This window comes from Desulfotomaculum sp. (assembly GCF_982386235.1).
This window is the reverse complement of the sequence record NZ_CEVWQM010000010.1, coordinates 99,986-114,862: the sequence shown is the minus strand read 5'-3', so window position 1 is coordinate 114,862 and position 14,877 is coordinate 99,986. Positions and strand designations below refer to the sequence as shown.

The 14,877-nt window shown below is 44.7% G+C and carries 16 protein-coding genes and 1 rRNA gene; 8 read left to right on the top strand and 9 right to left on the bottom strand.

Features of this window, described 5'->3' with window-relative positions; translation table 11 throughout:
* The first annotated feature begins 1 nt into the window (after position 1).
* Positions 2 to 118: ribosomal RNA gene (rrf, locus tag AC1U9Z_RS08120) — 5S ribosomal RNA — on the top strand.
* A gap of 306 nt (positions 119 to 424) precedes the next feature.
* On the opposite strand, the gene AC1U9Z_RS08115 is transcribed toward rrf, so the two are convergent.
* On the bottom strand, positions 425 to 898 hold the full coding sequence (locus AC1U9Z_RS08115) for a pyridoxamine 5'-phosphate oxidase family protein (RefSeq protein ID WP_479956850.1): 474 nt from the start codon (positions 896 to 898) through the stop codon (positions 425 to 427).
* Between the two features lie 103 nt (positions 899 to 1,001).
* Positions 1,002 to 2,411, bottom strand: a complete 1,410-nt coding sequence (gene pdxR / locus AC1U9Z_RS08110) for a MocR-like pyridoxine biosynthesis transcription factor PdxR (protein WP_479956848.1) — start codon at positions 2,409 to 2,411, stop codon at positions 1,002 to 1,004.
* 667 nt (positions 2,412 to 3,078) lie between these two features.
* Between pdxR and AC1U9Z_RS08105 the strand changes: the two genes are divergently transcribed.
* Complete coding sequence (locus tag AC1U9Z_RS08105; protein ID WP_479956846.1) at positions 3,079 to 3,450, top strand: hypothetical protein; 372 nt, start codon at positions 3,079 to 3,081, stop codon at positions 3,448 to 3,450.
* Positions 3,450 to 4,307 (top strand): CBS domain-containing protein, encoded by an 858-nt coding sequence (locus tag AC1U9Z_RS08100; protein ID WP_333530524.1) that lies wholly within the window; start codon positions 3,450 to 3,452, stop codon positions 4,305 to 4,307. Before AC1U9Z_RS08105 ends, AC1U9Z_RS08100 begins: the two co-directional genes overlap by 1 nt.
* 83 nt (positions 4,308 to 4,390) lie before the next feature.
* On the opposite strand, the gene AC1U9Z_RS08095 is transcribed toward AC1U9Z_RS08100, so the two are convergent.
* From AC1U9Z_RS08095 to AC1U9Z_RS08085, 3 genes are all read right to left on the bottom strand, one after another.
* Positions 4,391 to 5,512: a hypothetical protein gene (locus AC1U9Z_RS08095; RefSeq protein WP_479956843.1), complete on the bottom strand. Its 1,122-nt coding sequence runs from the start codon at positions 5,510 to 5,512 to the stop codon at positions 4,391 to 4,393.
* 143 nt (positions 5,513 to 5,655) lie between these two features.
* Positions 5,656 to 5,748: an iron hydrogenase small subunit gene (locus tag AC1U9Z_RS08090; RefSeq protein ID WP_479956854.1), complete on the bottom strand. Its 93-nt coding sequence runs from the start codon at positions 5,746 to 5,748 to the stop codon at positions 5,656 to 5,658.
* A 16-nt stretch (positions 5,749 to 5,764) separates the two neighbouring features.
* On the bottom strand, positions 5,765 to 6,127 hold the full coding sequence (locus AC1U9Z_RS08085; RefSeq protein WP_479956841.1) for a hypothetical protein: 363 nt from the start codon (positions 6,125 to 6,127) through the stop codon (positions 5,765 to 5,767).
* 218 nt (positions 6,128 to 6,345) lie between these two features.
* Between AC1U9Z_RS08085 and AC1U9Z_RS08080 the strand changes: the two genes are divergently transcribed.
* The 5 genes from AC1U9Z_RS08080 to AC1U9Z_RS08060 all read left to right on the top strand — a co-directional run bounded on the left by AC1U9Z_RS08080 (position 6,346) and on the right by AC1U9Z_RS08060 (position 10,556).
* Entirely contained in the window at positions 6,346 to 7,035 is a 690-nt protein-coding gene (locus tag AC1U9Z_RS08080; RefSeq protein ID WP_333530527.1) for a response regulator transcription factor, read from the top strand.
* On the top strand, positions 7,032 to 8,486 hold the full coding sequence (locus tag AC1U9Z_RS08075; RefSeq protein ID WP_479956839.1) for a sensor histidine kinase: 1,455 nt from the start codon (positions 7,032 to 7,034) through the stop codon (positions 8,484 to 8,486). The genes AC1U9Z_RS08080 and AC1U9Z_RS08075 overlap by 4 nt, the downstream gene beginning before the upstream one ends.
* A gap of 167 nt (positions 8,487 to 8,653) precedes the next feature.
* Positions 8,654 to 8,830, top strand: a complete 177-nt coding sequence (locus AC1U9Z_RS08070; protein WP_479956837.1) for a uracil-DNA glycosylase — start codon at positions 8,654 to 8,656, stop codon at positions 8,828 to 8,830.
* Positions 8,827 to 9,468, top strand: a complete 642-nt coding sequence (locus AC1U9Z_RS08065; RefSeq protein WP_333530529.1) for an alpha/beta fold hydrolase — start codon at positions 8,827 to 8,829, stop codon at positions 9,466 to 9,468. The genes AC1U9Z_RS08070 and AC1U9Z_RS08065 overlap by 4 nt, the downstream gene beginning before the upstream one ends.
* Before the next feature lie 116 nt (positions 9,469 to 9,584).
* Complete coding sequence (locus AC1U9Z_RS08060) at positions 9,585 to 10,556, top strand: sulfite exporter TauE/SafE family protein (protein ID WP_479956835.1); 972 nt, start codon at positions 9,585 to 9,587, stop codon at positions 10,554 to 10,556.
* Positions 10,557 to 10,624: 68 nt separating this feature from the next.
* On the opposite strand, the gene AC1U9Z_RS08055 is transcribed toward AC1U9Z_RS08060, so the two are convergent.
* From AC1U9Z_RS08055 to AC1U9Z_RS08040, 4 genes are read right to left on the bottom strand one after another with little or no spacing between them, the layout of a single operon-like run.
* Positions 10,625 to 11,155, bottom strand: a complete 531-nt coding sequence (locus AC1U9Z_RS08055; RefSeq protein ID WP_479956833.1) for a DUF3189 family protein — start codon at positions 11,153 to 11,155, stop codon at positions 10,625 to 10,627.
* A 41-nt stretch (positions 11,156 to 11,196) separates the two neighbouring features.
* Positions 11,197 to 11,679 (bottom strand): (2Fe-2S)-binding protein, encoded by a 483-nt coding sequence (locus tag AC1U9Z_RS08050; RefSeq protein WP_479956831.1) that lies wholly within the window; start codon positions 11,677 to 11,679, stop codon positions 11,197 to 11,199.
* A 1-nt stretch (position 11,680) separates the two neighbouring features.
* Entirely contained in the window at positions 11,681 to 12,532 is an 852-nt protein-coding gene (locus AC1U9Z_RS08045; protein ID WP_479956829.1) for an FAD binding domain-containing protein, read from the bottom strand.
* Positions 12,529 to 14,862, bottom strand: a complete 2,334-nt coding sequence (locus AC1U9Z_RS08040; RefSeq protein WP_479956827.1) for a xanthine dehydrogenase family protein molybdopterin-binding subunit — start codon at positions 14,860 to 14,862, stop codon at positions 12,529 to 12,531. Before AC1U9Z_RS08040 ends, AC1U9Z_RS08045 begins: the two co-directional genes overlap by 4 nt.
* Positions 14,863 to 14,877: the final 15 nt, after the last annotated feature.

The window sequence follows — 14,877 nt, the reverse complement described above, 5'->3', positions numbered from 1 at the left end:
TTCTGGTGGCGATACCGGAGGGGGTACACCTGTTCCCATCCCGAACACAGCAGTTAAGCCCTTCAGGGCCGATGGTACTTGGAGCTCACGCTCCTGGGAGAGTAGGTCGTTGCCAGAGTATTTTTAAAACCCTACAGTTATTGCAACTGGAGGGTTTTGTTTTTGGATAATAGAGGCGTAAAATGCACAATCAATAGATTGTGTACACGGTGGGACAAAAGCCCAGGAGTTATTTAACAATACGCCTGGGCTTATTTTTTGCTCAAAAGTTAGGAAACAACATGTAAGGATGATTGCTTTATTGTATTTATACAAAAACGACGTCTTTTTGTCTCGAAAGGCGGCGTTTGAACACCCGCACCATGCCGCGGTTCTTACAGCATTTGAGAAGTTCGCGGTTTCTCAAATGGACATTCTGCGTTGACTATAAATAGTATTTTCCGGTCATTTCCGTCACAGCAATTCGTATCACCGCGGTACCTTTAACCATATTGTTTGGAATTTCATTGTTTACCAAATGAGGTGTATATTTTTCTGCGATTTTTTTCAGCACATTTCTTTTTTCCTCCATATCGTTCACAAGTTTGGCAGTACCGGAAATAATTACACTTTCGTATTTTGTATTGGTATCGCATGGTTTTCCATGCGGGTCCAACAGCAGTTTATCCATTTCATAAACAGAAAATCCAACTCTGGAATCGTGGGCAATATTGTCGAGCTTTTTGCCCTTGGGCAACCCATGGACAAAGATGGCATCACCGCAATAGACAAAATGGATTGGGGTGCTGTACGGTGTGCCATCTGGATTCAGTGTCACCAAGCTGCCGGTTTGTGCTCGTTGAAGCAACTGGTTGATCTGTTGTTCGGTCAAAGGGTGTGTTTTCATGCGGTGTTGCATAAGATAGCCTCCTTATTATACGGTTCCTTATTTCCTTTACTATACTGCAAAACCGTCACCGTTATAAGAGCCGGTTTTGATAATTTCATAGGATACAGTTGGATTAACTGAACCAAGCCCGAGATAGAATCTCCACAGCCCTCGGGATATCCTTTTCTGACATCATGCCATATCCCAAGACAAGGGCATTATTCCTATAATTCTGTTTGTTCAGCCAGAAAGGGGATACAGGACATACCTTGATTTTGTATTCAAGTGCTTTTCGGACAAGTTCAGCTTCCTGCTGTCCATCCAAAAACTCCAGAAGAATATGCAATCCAGCTTGGTGACCATGGATTCGCACCTTATTTCCGATGTTTTGTTTGATTGCATCAATCAAAATATCGTGCTTCTTTTTTTGAGATAAACAAATCTTCCGTATATGCTTTTCCCAATGCCCATCCACCATAAACCGGGCCAGAATTTTTTGTTCTATCAATGGCACCGTACATTGGTAGCCTGTAAACCTCTCTTGATATGCCGGTAGCAGCCATGTCGGCAAGATCATATAGGCCATCCGAAGGCCGGGAGAAAGTGCTTTGGAGAATGTGCCAACATAGATTACACGCTCATATTGATCAATGGATTGAAGAGATGGAATTGGCCGCCCGTTATAGCGAAACTCGCTATCATAGTCATCCTCGATAATGATATTGTCATGTTCTCGTGCCCAGTTCAATATTTCGATTCGCTTATGGATTGGCATAACGGTGCCCATTGGAAACTGGTGAGATGGTGCAATGTGAACCACTTTTGCGGATGATGCGGCAAGCTCGTTTAATCCAATCCCATCTTCATAAATTGGTATCGGCGAAATATTGAATCCATTACTTCGGAAGATGACACTGGCACCATTATAGCAGGGCTCCTCCATGGCAACTTTTTTTTCCGCGTAGGGAAATATTTTTATCAGAGTTTCAAGGGCTGATTGTGTGCCGCTACAAATTACAAGCTGTTCCGGTTTGCAGTTGGTTCCACGGCTGTGATACAAATATTCCATGAGTTGGATTCGCAAAGCGATGTCTCCTTTTACGTCACAGTCGCTGTGGACTTCTTGTGCCTCCGGTCCATCCAATACATCAGCCATATACTTTCTCCACAGCTTATACGGAAAACTCGCAGCATCGAGATTTCCATATTGAAAATTATACCGGATATTTTCAATCCCACGCTTGGCAGCAACCACCACCGCCTCACTGGTTGTTAATCGACCCGTTGCTTTCTGGTTAAGATTAAATTGCAAATTGTTGACCACATAGCCAGAGCTTGCCACGCTTGTAATGTAGCCCTCCAGCACGAGTTGCGCGTAAGCGTTTTCGACAGTATTCCTTCCAATTTGTAATTCTCTTGCCAATGCCCTCGTGGATATTATCCGTGTGCCGATAGGCAAATTTCCCATAAGAATATCATGTTTTATTTGTTCATATATTTGCTGATAGATTGGTTTTTGGTTTTCATGCTCAATGTGCAGCATTCACACTTCCCCCATTCACTGATATCTGCCACAAGTATACCTATAAAAATCGGAGAATCGGCCATATACAACACGCCACTGTATGGGTATACTATCATATCGTTAAACATATAGACACGGGTAGACAAGAGCCCCCCCGTGTTTAACCTTGACCAAGAAAAAGACACAATACTTCAAAGCAGTTTAGTTTTCAAAGAACACATAAGACTACCCAATAACATAAGTTTCTGGTGGCGATACCAGAGGGGGTACACCCTCACGCTCCTGAGAGAGTAGATCGTCGCCAGAGTAATTTTAGAGAAAACCCAACAGTTTACGATAACTGCTGGTTTTTTATTTTGTCAGCAGGTAAGTGCAGGAAGTGGTTGCAGAATGGGATGATAAAAAGGAAAAGAACCATAAGGGACCCGGGGCTGAAGTTTGGAACGAATCAGTTGATTTTGGTAGAATGATTGTAGAATAGCAATAGATACATATAAATATTAGAAAAAAAATATGATAAGCAGGAAATATAAGGAAAGGTTAGAAATCAATATAGGTAAATAGGTAAAAAGTCTTAATTTTAGACAGATAATTTGAAAGGAAATATATTTATAATTTTTACTTATGCAAAGCATGGTCAGATAGAATAGCTATTAATATAAAGTGAAAAAGGGTGATAATAGAATTGTCCAGTGATTTTGAAATTCCCCCCCGTTCGGCCGAACCTGTTCGAAAGGCGGAACTCTTTATTCGATTATCCGAGTTTGAACTCCCCCCAATGAGGGATGTATTGTTGGTAGGAAAAAAAGCACCCATAGGACCGGAGGCAGTACGTCGTATGGTTGATGCACTATCCCCGGAGCAGTATGAGATAATTCGTATTAATCATCCGGTATTTGAAGCAGTTGTCCTAAGGAAGTCTATAATGAAGCTAATTCCCAAAGAAAAGTTATTACCTATTATTCTAGAAGAAGGGGAGCTTATGTCATCGGATAATACGTTATTAAAGGCTCAGGTTAATATTGTGATTCAAGTAAACCGGGGAGTAGATTTGTAATGATTTGTGTGGAACAAATAATGGAAAAAGAATTGATTACCATTACTCCGGACGATTCTGTCAAACTAGCGGTTGATTTAATGGACAAGTATAGAATCGGAGGATTACCCGTATTGGAAAATGGACAACTTGTGGGCATTATTACCTCCCGGGATGTGAGGAGAGCGCATTTGAATCGCTTGGTGGCTGATGCTATGAGTAAGGAGGTTATAGTGGCGTTACCTCATTTTTCCCTGTGGCAGGCGAAAGAACTTATGGAACAGTATCGTATTGAACGTTTGGCAGTGGCTAAAGACGGATATATCGTTGGATTATTAACAAAAACCAATCTTATTACTGAATTAGGAAAGCATATCGACGGTCTTACAGGTCTTAATCGGGCAGATTTTCTACATGTTAAAGCATTGGAATTTTTGCAGAGAGTACAAGAAATTACTATTATTTTTTTAGACCTAGATAATTTTGGCAAGATTGATAAGCAGTTTGGCCATGTAGTAGGAGATTCAATTCTGTGTCAGACGACGAAGGTATTAAAAGGTGTAATTCGTGAAAATATGGATGGTCTTTGCCGTTATGGCGGGGATGAGTTTGCTATCGTAACCATAAGACCTTGGGAGGATGCCCAACATTTTGCACAACGCATTATTGAAGCCCTTTCTTTGGAGGAATGGCCCCAGGGGATTAAGGTCAGCGGGTCCGTGGGGGTTGCCGGGGGGGTGAGGTGGTTCACGAATTCCAATGACAGCAGAACATACTCAGTTTCTGACCTTATCAACATGGCAAGCCTTGCTTCGACAACGGCCAAAAGAGAGAAAACTTCTATAGAGGTGTACGGACGGGTAGAGTTGCGGGGCTAATAGTTGTGGTGAAGTTGGGTGACAAGGGGACGGCAGACTGTGTGAATACGGATCGCACAGTCTGCCGTCCCCTTGTTTACTCCTTAATTTATTGGTTTGATCGTAAATTCCCGCAGCCCTATTTTCTTTAACACTTCCGAAGTAACAAATAACTGCCATCTATAGTTAATATATTCGCCCTCTAAAAGGGTAAACTTCTTTTCCTGGTAAGAAACCTGATACTCCTTAACATTACTGTCTAACTGATTTATGTTAATTTTGATATCAAATGGCTCCATTAAAGGACGCAGCGGAATAAATTCCTGGTTTTCTCTTTGGAAAATGTAAGGTACGGGAATAACCTGATCACCTATCCCGATTTGGTGTTCATACTGGACACTCTTTTCCGGAGCTACTACCCTTAAACTATCAATATTCAAATCCCCGGGAAGCAGAGGTACTTTTGCCGCATCATCAGGGGTAGGATAAAACCTTGTCCTATTCATTTCCTGTTTCTCCATTCTGGTGGCAAGATCCATAACCCAGGTTTGCCGCGTGGGTTCATTTTTCGTAAAGAGAATTTGATTTTTATCCCTAGCATAAGCATCTAAGCTACCCGAAACTAATTTTTCATATTTCTTTGTCTCAGGGTAAAAGACATAAATTACATTCTGCTTCTCATTTTGACTATATGTACAAAACAATACCGTATTATCTGGAAGCCAGTAATACCAGGTGCTGTTTCGCGTTGTTAACCATTCTTCGATCGTACCATTCTCCAAGTTTTTCAGCAGGAAACTTTTGATTTTACTCTTTGAATCATAGTATTCATTATACTGAATACCCCACTTTTCATTTGGTGAGTTGTTATACTGTTTTCCTAAGATCAATCGGTTATTATCGATGTCATAATAATAATTTTCATATGGGTTGAAGGCCTTCCCTTTCCCCAAGACCCAGGCTTCGGGAAATTTGACATCGTTTGGCTCATTTGGCTGCCAAAGGCTCTGAACTCTTTCTTCCAGAAGCACCCATTCATCCTGATCCAGGTTATGCAAAATCACCGTCCGGTCTTTTACCTTCTCATTGGCTGGGCTTAGATTATAGACATCGTAATTGGAATGATCATCATGCCAGCCATTCACCCAGTAATTATTCCAGCCTGCTGCAAAAGATGCTGCGGGAAAAAGCAGCACCATAAACAGGATGAGCAATATTCTTAACATTGGAACCACGCCCCTTTTCACTTTCTACTGCAGACATTCTTTCTTCTTAATATTACGTCCAAATGTTTGACATTAATTATATTAACAAAACCCGCTGCATTGCACCAGCGGGTTTTGTTAATATAATTGCTTGGATTGTCAAGCTACATTCTTTCCCTTACTTCAAAATGAGTACGGAGAAGCACAGGGGCCTTTTGGCCAAAGGGTTCTCCTAAGTAATTCTTATAAAGCTCGATTTAGACCCCATTAAAGCTATCTGAAATTACCCATCATGCCGGGGCCAAATCCATTGCCATTGGCATTGCCAAAACCGGGGCATCTTCCTTGGCCATTGCCCATCATTTGGCCCATCATGCCAGGTCCCATGCCGTTTTGGCTGTGAAATTCTTTCATTTGGTCGAAATGCTGGCTCCAGGCTTTGGCTTGTTCCTCGGTAAGTTGATTGTTTTTAACAGCATTGTCCAACCAGTTTTTTTGCTGTTCATACATTTGATTAAAAAATTGCTGGTTTTGGGTAGGTGCCGCTTGATTGTTATCAACCGCAGCGAAAGCAGCAGGCACCAGCAGGGCTCCTAAGGCCAGGGTTACAATAACGGCAGAAATTTTACGTTTCATCTGCATTCCTCCTATATTCTTTATAATCGGTGGGGCAGTTTCAAGAACCACCTGTTTTTACTGCCCGTGCTATAGGTTAATCATAATAAATAAATGTCACAAAACTTTCTCGAAAGTTTAACATTTTTGTGATAATTCTTTGCGCCCTTTGACAGAGGTATAGAATAGCTTTACGATAGAAACATTAAACCGCTGGGCTTAATGAAGGGGGTTTTACCATGAATCAGTTGCGGGTTCTAGTGGTAGATGATGAAGATAAAATTCGCCAGGTAATTGGCATTTATTTAACCAATGAGGGATACCAAGTGGGGGAAGCAGTAGATGGTCAGGAAGCCATGGAAAAATTTCGCTCCGAAGCCTGGGATTTCATTGTTTTGGATGTGATGATGCCCAAGCTGGATGGAATAACAGTGTGTCGGGAAATCCGCAAGGTTTCCAAGGTACCCATCATCATGTTGACGGCCAAAAATGATGAGGTGGACCGAATTTTAGGCTTGGAGTTTGGCGCCGACGATTATATGGGCAAGCCCTTTAGCCCACGGGAACTGGTGGCCCGCATTAAAGCAGTGATGCGCCGGGTGGGCACCAGGCAGGTAAAGGAAGGACATCTTCTAGAGTTTCCCGGTCTGAGTATCGATTTAATTAGTCGGGAAGTATTTATAAAGGAAAAGCCAATCACTTTGACACCAAAGGAATTTGACCTACTGGCTTTATTGGCGCGATCCGTCGGACGTTCCTACAGCCGGGAACAACTTTTAGAGGAGGTTTGGGGTTTTGACTACTACGGCGATGCAAGGACGGTGGATACCCATATTAACCGTCTTCGGGATAAACTAAGGGTTGATGATGTTCCCTCCTATATTAAAACCGTTTGGGGGGTGGGTTATAAATTTGAGGTGGTAGCATGAGGATCAACAATTTTGTCACCAAACTTTGGCTAATTATGACCATTTTGGTACTGTTGGTGATCGGCACCGCTGGCGCGGCTCAGACTAGCTTTATGGCAGACCTTTATTATGAACAGCAGGCCAAGCAACTAAGGGTCCTGGGCAATAAGGTAGCCGACATTGCCCTAGGGGAGCAAGATCCCGTTGCCTTGGAGCAGAAAGTGGCACTCATCGCCAGCCTGTATAATGCCAATGTGATGATACTAAATGAAACGGGTAACATTACCCAGTGCCAAGGGATGGGTATGAGTGGCAAAAACATGCCCATGCATAGGAACGGACACCACCACGGACCCATGAGAATGGCTGATATAAGGAAACTATACCAAGGGCAGACGGTAGTACAAAGAGGAAATAACCCCTACTTTCATACGGATGTATTGTCCGTGGGTATTCCTTTTAAAGACCCAAACAATATAAATCGGGCGGTCATGATCCATGCCCCCCTAGAACCACTGGCAGAAGGGTTAAAAAGATTACAAAGACTTGCCATCTACACGGCTGTGGGTGGTATTCTTTTAGCCGCCTTGTTAAGTCTGCTTTTTTCAAGACTTCTTTCTAAACCTCTGGTGAAAATGAATAAGGCGGCCATGGCCATGGCCAGTGGCAATTACCAACAGCGAATAGATATTGATACCAATGATGAAATCGGTTTGTTGGCCAACTCCCTTAATACCCTGGCCTCCCGGCTTCAGGAAAAAATTAGCCAACTGGACCAGCAGGAGCAAATTCGCCAGGAATTTGTAACCAATGTAGCCCACGAAATAAAAACCCCCTTGGCAGTTATGCAGGGCTTTACCGAAACGATGATTGATGGCTTGGCAAAGACGGAGCAGCAACGGGAAGAATATTTACACAATATTTTGGATGAGATTAATCGGCTAAAACGGTTGGTTAATGAATTGTTAGACCTAAAGCGCATGGAAGGGGGGGATTTTAATTTTGATCAAGAACCCTGTGACTTAGGGGCGATAATCAATGGGGTACAGCGGAAGTTCAGCCAAATAGCCATTGAAAAAGGTATTTACCTGGAGGCTAACATCGAAAAAAAGCTTCCTTTTATTACATGCAATCGTGATCGCATTGAAAGAGTGTTAATAAACCTAATGGCCAATGCCATCAGACATACCCCCACCGGAGGTAAAATATCCTTGTCTGCAACCACGAAAGCAAATCAGGTGTACCTGCGTATAAGTGATACGGGTGAGGGTATTGCGCCGGAGGATTTGTCGATGATTTGGGAGCGTTTCTATAAAGGGGACAAGTCCCGCACCAGAACCCAGGGCGGCACGGGTTTGGGACTGGCCATCGTTAAGAAGATTGTCGAAGGCCACGGGGGTCAAATTAATGTAGAGAGTAAACGAAAGGTAGGAACCACTTTCAATATCGTACTACCTCTTGATCAACCTTAAAACCAACCCTAAAGTTAGTAGGCCCTTGGATACCTGTCCCGTAAGCATTGTACCAATAAGCAGGTTTCCAGGGGCCTTTCTATTCTTTAGAGTAGAAATTGCAGGTAAAAATAATCTAAGTGATGAATAAGATTCATCTAATCTAACCTTGAAAGAGGCGCATCACGATGACGGATCAAAAACCAGTCTGCCCAAGGTGCAGGCATTTTTATATTACCTGGGATGCCCGATTTCCCAATGGTTGCAGGGCCTATGGTATAAAGGCAAAGTACTCTCCAGCCCTGGAAGTGTTCAGAGCAACGGGTAAAAGCTGTTTGCTTTTTGAAAGGAAGGTGCAGCGGTGAATAATAAAGTTGTTCTTATACACGGCTTTATGAGAGATTGCCGGGATATGCTTCCTTTAAAAAAGAACCTGGAGATATTGGGGTATGAAGGTATGCTGGTTAATTTACCACTTACCTATAAACGGCTGGAGCATAGTGTGTGGGTGCTTGAAGATAGTTTAAACGATCTTATTTTAAATCTAAAGGAGCAGGAAAAAATATATCTGGTGGGACATAGTACAGGAGGATTAGTGATCAGAAGTTGGCTGGCCCAATCAAAGCATGGAAGTAAAATAAATAGAAGTGTTTTATTGGCCACACCAAACCAAGGCAGCGAACTGGCTGATTTGGCAGGCAAGTATTTCGGGGTATTGCCTGCCATTTGCAAAACCCTAGCATCCTTACAAAGTTCCCAGGTAAGGAAATTGCCAGGTCTAAGCAAATGCCCTGGGGAAATAGGTGCCATCGCAGGCAATAAAAATAATCTTCTGCTGGGACGCTTACTAAAGGGAGAAAATGATGGCCGGGTGACAGTGGAATCTGTGCGACTGGCGGGATTAACGGATTTTGTTATTTTACCCTTTGGTCATATGGAGATCCATAAAGAGTTTAGCACGGCTCAGCGAGTTGCTCAGTTTTTGAGTTTGGGAAAATTTTAACATGCCGGTATTGACAATATTTTGTGCACAACATATTATTATTCTAACCCTATATGCAACGTGCACTTATGGGGAGTCAATTAATTAGTTGAAATATGCTTTAAGGGGGAAACCTTATGCATTTTCCTGTTTCCGGTGTTGATGTACTCCCCTTTATACCACCATTGGTGGCCTTTTTGGTTTCTGCATTAACTGCTTCTGCCGGTGTTTCCGGGGCCTTTCTCTTGCTGCCATTTCAGGTTAGTGCACTGCATTACACAAGTCCATCGGTAAGTCCCACTAATTTGATTTATAACATCGTGGCCATACCCGGCGGTTTATATCGTTATATTAAAGAGGGACGTATGGCTTGGCCGCTGACCTGGGCGGTGGTTATCGGTACTCTGCCGGGGGTTTTCTTTGGGGCTTGGGTACGTATTCTCTATCTGCCAGATCCGAAGTCTTTCAAGCTTTTTGTGGGCTTGGTGCTCCTGGTTCTGGGTTATAGGCTGCTGTCAGAGGTGCTGGGCTGGAATAAAAGGGTCAAAGGGCAAAACAAAATGATGCAGAAAAAGTTTGCCGAACAGGCAGCAAAGCTAAAGGGGGAAAACGCCAGTCGTTTAGCAGCCGGTTTGCCTGCTGAGGCAGTGGTCAAAACGAAATCCATCTCCTGGAAAAAGATCGAGTATGAATTTTGGGGTGAAACCTACTCCTTTAGTACGGTGGCTATTTTCAGTCTCTCCCTGGTGGTTGGTTTAATTGGTGGTATTTACGGCATAGGTGGTGGAGCTTTCATTTCCCCCTTCTGTGTGGCGGTGCTGGGTTTGCCGATCTATACAGTGGCTGGGGCAGCAATGGCTGGTACTTTTATTACTTCCATTGCCGGTGTAACCTATTATCATATTTTGGCTGCCTCCAGTATCGCCAGCCAGACCGCTGTGACCCCGGATTGGCTGTTGGGGGCACTCTTTGGTGTTGGCGGCTTGCTGGGTACTTATGTTGGTGCCAGTATCCAAAAGTTCCTGCCGGATAAGGTGATTAAAATCATTCTTACCTGTTTGATTCTATTCCTGGCTTTTAGCTACATCGGCCAGTATTTCCTTAGCTAATGATCCCCGTGAGACCCATTCATTGAGTACCTGTTGCATGGCTAATGGCTTATTGCTATTAGCCATGCTTAGTTACTCCACCTAGGCCGGGGGGATTTGAAAACAGGTGTTCCCTGGTTTGACCAGGCTTTTTCTTCCTGTAGTTTAGGCAGCATGGCCTTAACCTCTTTAACCAATTTAGCAATTTGGGGATATGCCTGTAGGGTTCCCTTAACAACAATGGGCCGTCCAAAAGAAACCCATTTGAGACGCCGGGAGGTAAAACCACCTATTTTCATCAGAAGATTAATGGTTCCCAAGGTGCTGACCAGCAGTAACTCCTGTGGGTTACCTCCCGCAATCCGATGCATATCCTTGATAGCTGGCACCACGATTGGGCTGGCATATTGGCAACTAAGGGTATAAACCCTATTTCCTTGCTCGTCTGTGCCAATAAAAATAATCCTACCGTAATCGGACTTGGTGATATTATCAAACTTTTTCATCTTAAAGAGATCTCCCGGTTGCGGTGTCCCTTCTTGAGGCAGGATATTTAGATGGATACCTGCGGCTGTCTGTACCGAATGGGCCCCGCCAACATCATAATAAATAATGTGCATTTATTCACCTCATTCCATAGACCAAGAATCTCCCCATTATTTTAAGGAGTTGATTCAGATTTTTGGGCTAAAACACTTTTGATAGCCTCGGTTATTTCCTCATAGCCTGTACAACGACATAAATTTGATTGCAACCACTCCCTGATTGTTTCATCCTTGGCATTAGGCTGGTGAACGGAGAGAGCATGGCAGTTCATAATAAAACCCGAGGTGCAATAGCCGCATTGGAAAGCAAACTTTTCCACAAAGGCCTGCTGAATAGGGGAATTTCTGAGCCCTTCAACCGTAGTAATTTCATGCCCGATGGCCTCAGCCGCCAGCATTAGGCAAGATTTGATGGGTTTGCCGTCAATAAGTACGGTACAAGCCCCACAGTCACCGTTTTTGCAGCTAGGTTTGGACCCGGTTAACCCCAACTGTTCTCGCAGGACATGTAAAAGGGTATCGGCAGGTCTAGCCACCACAAGTTTCTTTTCTCCATTAATGTTAAGCTCAATGAGACCCTTTTTGACGATGTTAAGCATCCTAACCCTCCAGGTTTTGTAGCATAGCGGTAAGCATATTCTGCCAAACAAATTCACGGTAGGCCGCAGACCCTGACATATCACTGAGGATATTTGAGGGTAGGCATTGGACGGCCCGCTTAACTCTTTCTGGCAAAGAAAGACTGGGGTGATTAAGCAAGGTCTCCAGTTCCCTTGACCGGAAGGGGAAACTGCATAGGCCGCTAAAGGCAAAACTTATTTGGTCATCCTTTTTTAGTGCGGCGGCAGATACAACAGGGTAGCCAATCCTATCCTGGGGGTAATTTACAAGGCCATCAGCGGTCTTTTTCATACTAACAAAGGGCATTTTAGTAATTTCCTGATCCAGGACAATCTGTACCAGCAGCTCACCCTGTTCCAAAAGCAAGGCTTGGTTATAGGCCTGGCCGATAGGGACCCTTCTTTGACCCTGTTGGCCCCAGATTATTAATTCACAATCACTGACCAGCAGGGCCAATATTGCCTCACGGTAGGGGATCCTGGAACAAATATTTCCTCCCAGAGTAATTTTATTCCGAATGGTATGGTCAGCCACCCGCCCGCCGCACCAGCTTAGCAGGGGAAACATATTGGATGCCTGGATTTGGCTGAGGGTGGCCGCTGCCCCAATCACTAGCTTACCTTCCCGATATGCCAGGGTGTTACATTCTGGGATTCCTTTTATATCGATGACGGCCCGGGGGAAAAGCTGGTAAAGCCTGGAAAAGCTAATTGTTTCCGTCCCCCCACCATAATACAGAGGTTCCTTGCCCTGTTCCGTAAGCCGCGCAAAAAGTTCGATCGCTTCTGCCAGGGAGGTGGGTTTATGGTATTCGAAATCAAAGGGAATCATTGGCTAACCCCCTTTTTGGCTTGCCAAATGGCTTCCGGTGTCAGGGGAGTCTGGTTTAATTCAACCTGTGCAGCGGCAGACAAAGCATTGGCCAGGGCGGCGGGTATTCCAATGATACCGTGTTCGGCAATGCCCCGTAAGCCGTAGGGGGCAATAATATGGGGAGTTTCCACAAAGTCTACCAAATAAGTGGGGTTTTCCCCAAACCGCATCAGGTGATAGGTTCTTAACTGGGGGTTTTCCCTTTTGCCCCCTGCACCATATAGACAATGCTCCCTGCTGCCATAGCCCAGGCCCATGCACATGCCTCCTATAATTACACCTCTGGCCCCCTTGGGATTAAGAACTTTGCCGGCATCAATGACAGTTGCTGCCTTAAGTATCTGATAGGTGTAATTTACGGGATCAAACTCCACCTCCACCGCCTGTGCTCCAACAGCCCAGGCCGGTCCAAGTCTACCTTTACCTGTGTCCTTGTCCATATTGACGATGTGTTGCATGATAAAATTACCCCGCCCGATGATTTGCCCGCCAATGGAATTGCCCCCGGGGTATTGATAGCCATTGCCGATTTCTTTGATTTCGATGTAAATGTCCGGGTCCTCTTTTAAATAGACCCTGCCACCGCCAACCTCAAGCACTTCTGGGGGGCAGCGCAGGACGATGCCAGCAATATTAGTAAGCTGGTGTACTAAATCCTCCGCTGCATCCAAAACCGCATTGCCAACCATGAAATTGGTCATGCTAGCCACCGTTTTCCAGTGTTTGGGGCTGATTTCGGTATTCACTTCCATGACTACATTGATCTTGCTGACGTCCATTTTTAACTTTTCGGCCAGGATTTGGGCCAGGCTGGTTTTGGAGCCGGAGCCAATTTCCACCGTACCTACATTTAAATTCAATGTACCGTCCACATTAATGGTGATAATGGCTCCGGAACCGGCATTGGGCGGGCTGCTGGAAGTTTTCCAAAGGCAGCTGATGCCTTTGGCGATAACTTTAGGGCCAATTTCCCTTCTTACACCTTCATCCCAGTTGATCAGGTCTTTTATTTTGGTCAGACAGGCGGGCAGATCCCCGAGATTGCTTTTATTCAACCGAACCATGGTTGGGGTTGTGGCATCCGGTGTTAAGGCATTCTTTAATCGCAGTTCGAAGGGGTCCATGCCTAGGGCAAAGGCCAGCTTATCCAAGGTTCTTTCAATGGCAAAGACATAGGATAAACGACCAAAACCTCGAAAGGCCGTGACATACGTATGATTGGTATATACGCTATAGGCATCGCACCAAACATGATCGATCTTATAGGGACCTGTACAATCTGCTGAGATGGCCCGGGTCATTTGCGAACCGGAATCAACATAGGCACCAATATCTACCTGATAGGTAATTTCCATCGCTTTAATCATGCCGGCCTTGGTTGCCCCCACTTTCACCTGGGCATCCAGTCCCAAATGACCGGGTGAACTGGTCATATCCTGCTCTCTGGATGCAACAAGTTTAACGGGCCTGCCAGCCACTGCCTGGGAAGCAAGGTAAGCGATTATTTCCAATTGAACAGCGGTTTTTCCCCCAAATCCTCCTCCCACCAGGGGAGTATGCACAATAACTTGCGTTTCATCCAGTTTAAAATAGAGACTGAGCATCTTTTGAACATCAAAGGGTGCCTGGGTGGAGGTATGGATGATTACTTTACCGTCCGGTTTAATCTCGGCAATGGCATTTCTGGGTTCCATAGCAATATGGTTGGACTGGGGAAGGGAGAAGGATGATTCCACAATGACCTCGCTTTGTTGCCAACCCTTTTCCAGATCACCCTTGCGGATCTTAATATGTTGGGCAATGTTGGTTCCCGGCAGAGGAAATATTTCACTTGGCTTTACCCTTTTATAGAAGGCTAGTTTTTCATGTAGCAAAGGGGCACCCGTTGCCAAAGCGGCACTGGGGGAATTGACCACCGGCAGGGGGTTATATTCAACTTTTACCTTACCCGCAGCCTCCTTTGCCTCTGCCTCACGATTGGCAATGACAACTGCCAGGGGTTCACCAAAATATCGGACCTTTTCCTTGGCCAGGGGGGGACGATCCTCAATAATTGAGCCACAGAGCAGATTATATGAATTGCCGGTGATCACAGCCTGGACGCCTGAAACCTGCAAGGCCTCCGAGGTATCGATGGACTTAATTTCTGCATGGGCGTAGAGGCTGGTTACCAACCAGGCATAGAGTAATTTTGGTGAAAGGTAATCGGTATTATATTTTGCTATACCAGTAACCTTGTCTTGGGATTCCTTTCTAGGGACACTGACACCAATGCCAACGGTTTGCACGAGGTTCCCTCCCGG

Excerpts from the sequence above, each read along its gene's own strand:
- AC1U9Z_RS08100 (WP_333530524.1), top strand. The coding sequence starts at position 3,450 with ATGATTTGTGTGGAACAAATAATGGAAAAAGAATTGATTACCATTACT.
- AC1U9Z_RS08115 (WP_479956850.1), bottom strand. The coding sequence starts at position 898 with ATGCAACACCGCATGAAAACACACCCTTTGACCGAACAACAGATCAAC.
- AC1U9Z_RS08055 (WP_479956833.1), bottom strand. The coding sequence starts at position 11,155 with ATGCACATTATTTATTATGATGTTGGCGGGGCCCATTCGGTACAGACA.
- pdxR (WP_479956848.1), bottom strand. The coding sequence starts at position 2,411 with ATGCTGCACATTGAGCATGAAAACCAAAAACCAATCTATCAGCAAATA.
- AC1U9Z_RS08095 (WP_479956843.1), bottom strand. The coding sequence starts at position 5,512 with ATGTTAAGAATATTGCTCATCCTGTTTATGGTGCTGCTTTTTCCCGCA.
- AC1U9Z_RS08085 (WP_479956841.1), bottom strand. The coding sequence starts at position 6,127 with ATGAAACGTAAAATTTCTGCCGTTATTGTAACCCTGGCCTTAGGAGCC.
- AC1U9Z_RS08045 (WP_479956829.1), bottom strand. The coding sequence starts at position 12,532 with ATGATTCCCTTTGATTTCGAATACCATAAACCCACCTCCCTGGCAGAA.
- AC1U9Z_RS08050 (WP_479956831.1), bottom strand. The coding sequence starts at position 11,679 with ATGCTTAACATCGTCAAAAAGGGTCTCATTGAGCTTAACATTAATGGA.
- AC1U9Z_RS08060 (WP_479956835.1), top strand. The coding sequence starts at position 9,585 with ATGCATTTTCCTGTTTCCGGTGTTGATGTACTCCCCTTTATACCACCA.
- AC1U9Z_RS08075 (WP_479956839.1), top strand. The coding sequence starts at position 7,032 with ATGAGGATCAACAATTTTGTCACCAAACTTTGGCTAATTATGACCATT.
- AC1U9Z_RS08080 (WP_333530527.1), top strand. The coding sequence starts at position 6,346 with ATGAATCAGTTGCGGGTTCTAGTGGTAGATGATGAAGATAAAATTCGC.
- AC1U9Z_RS08070 (WP_479956837.1), top strand. The coding sequence starts at position 8,654 with ATGACGGATCAAAAACCAGTCTGCCCAAGGTGCAGGCATTTTTATATT.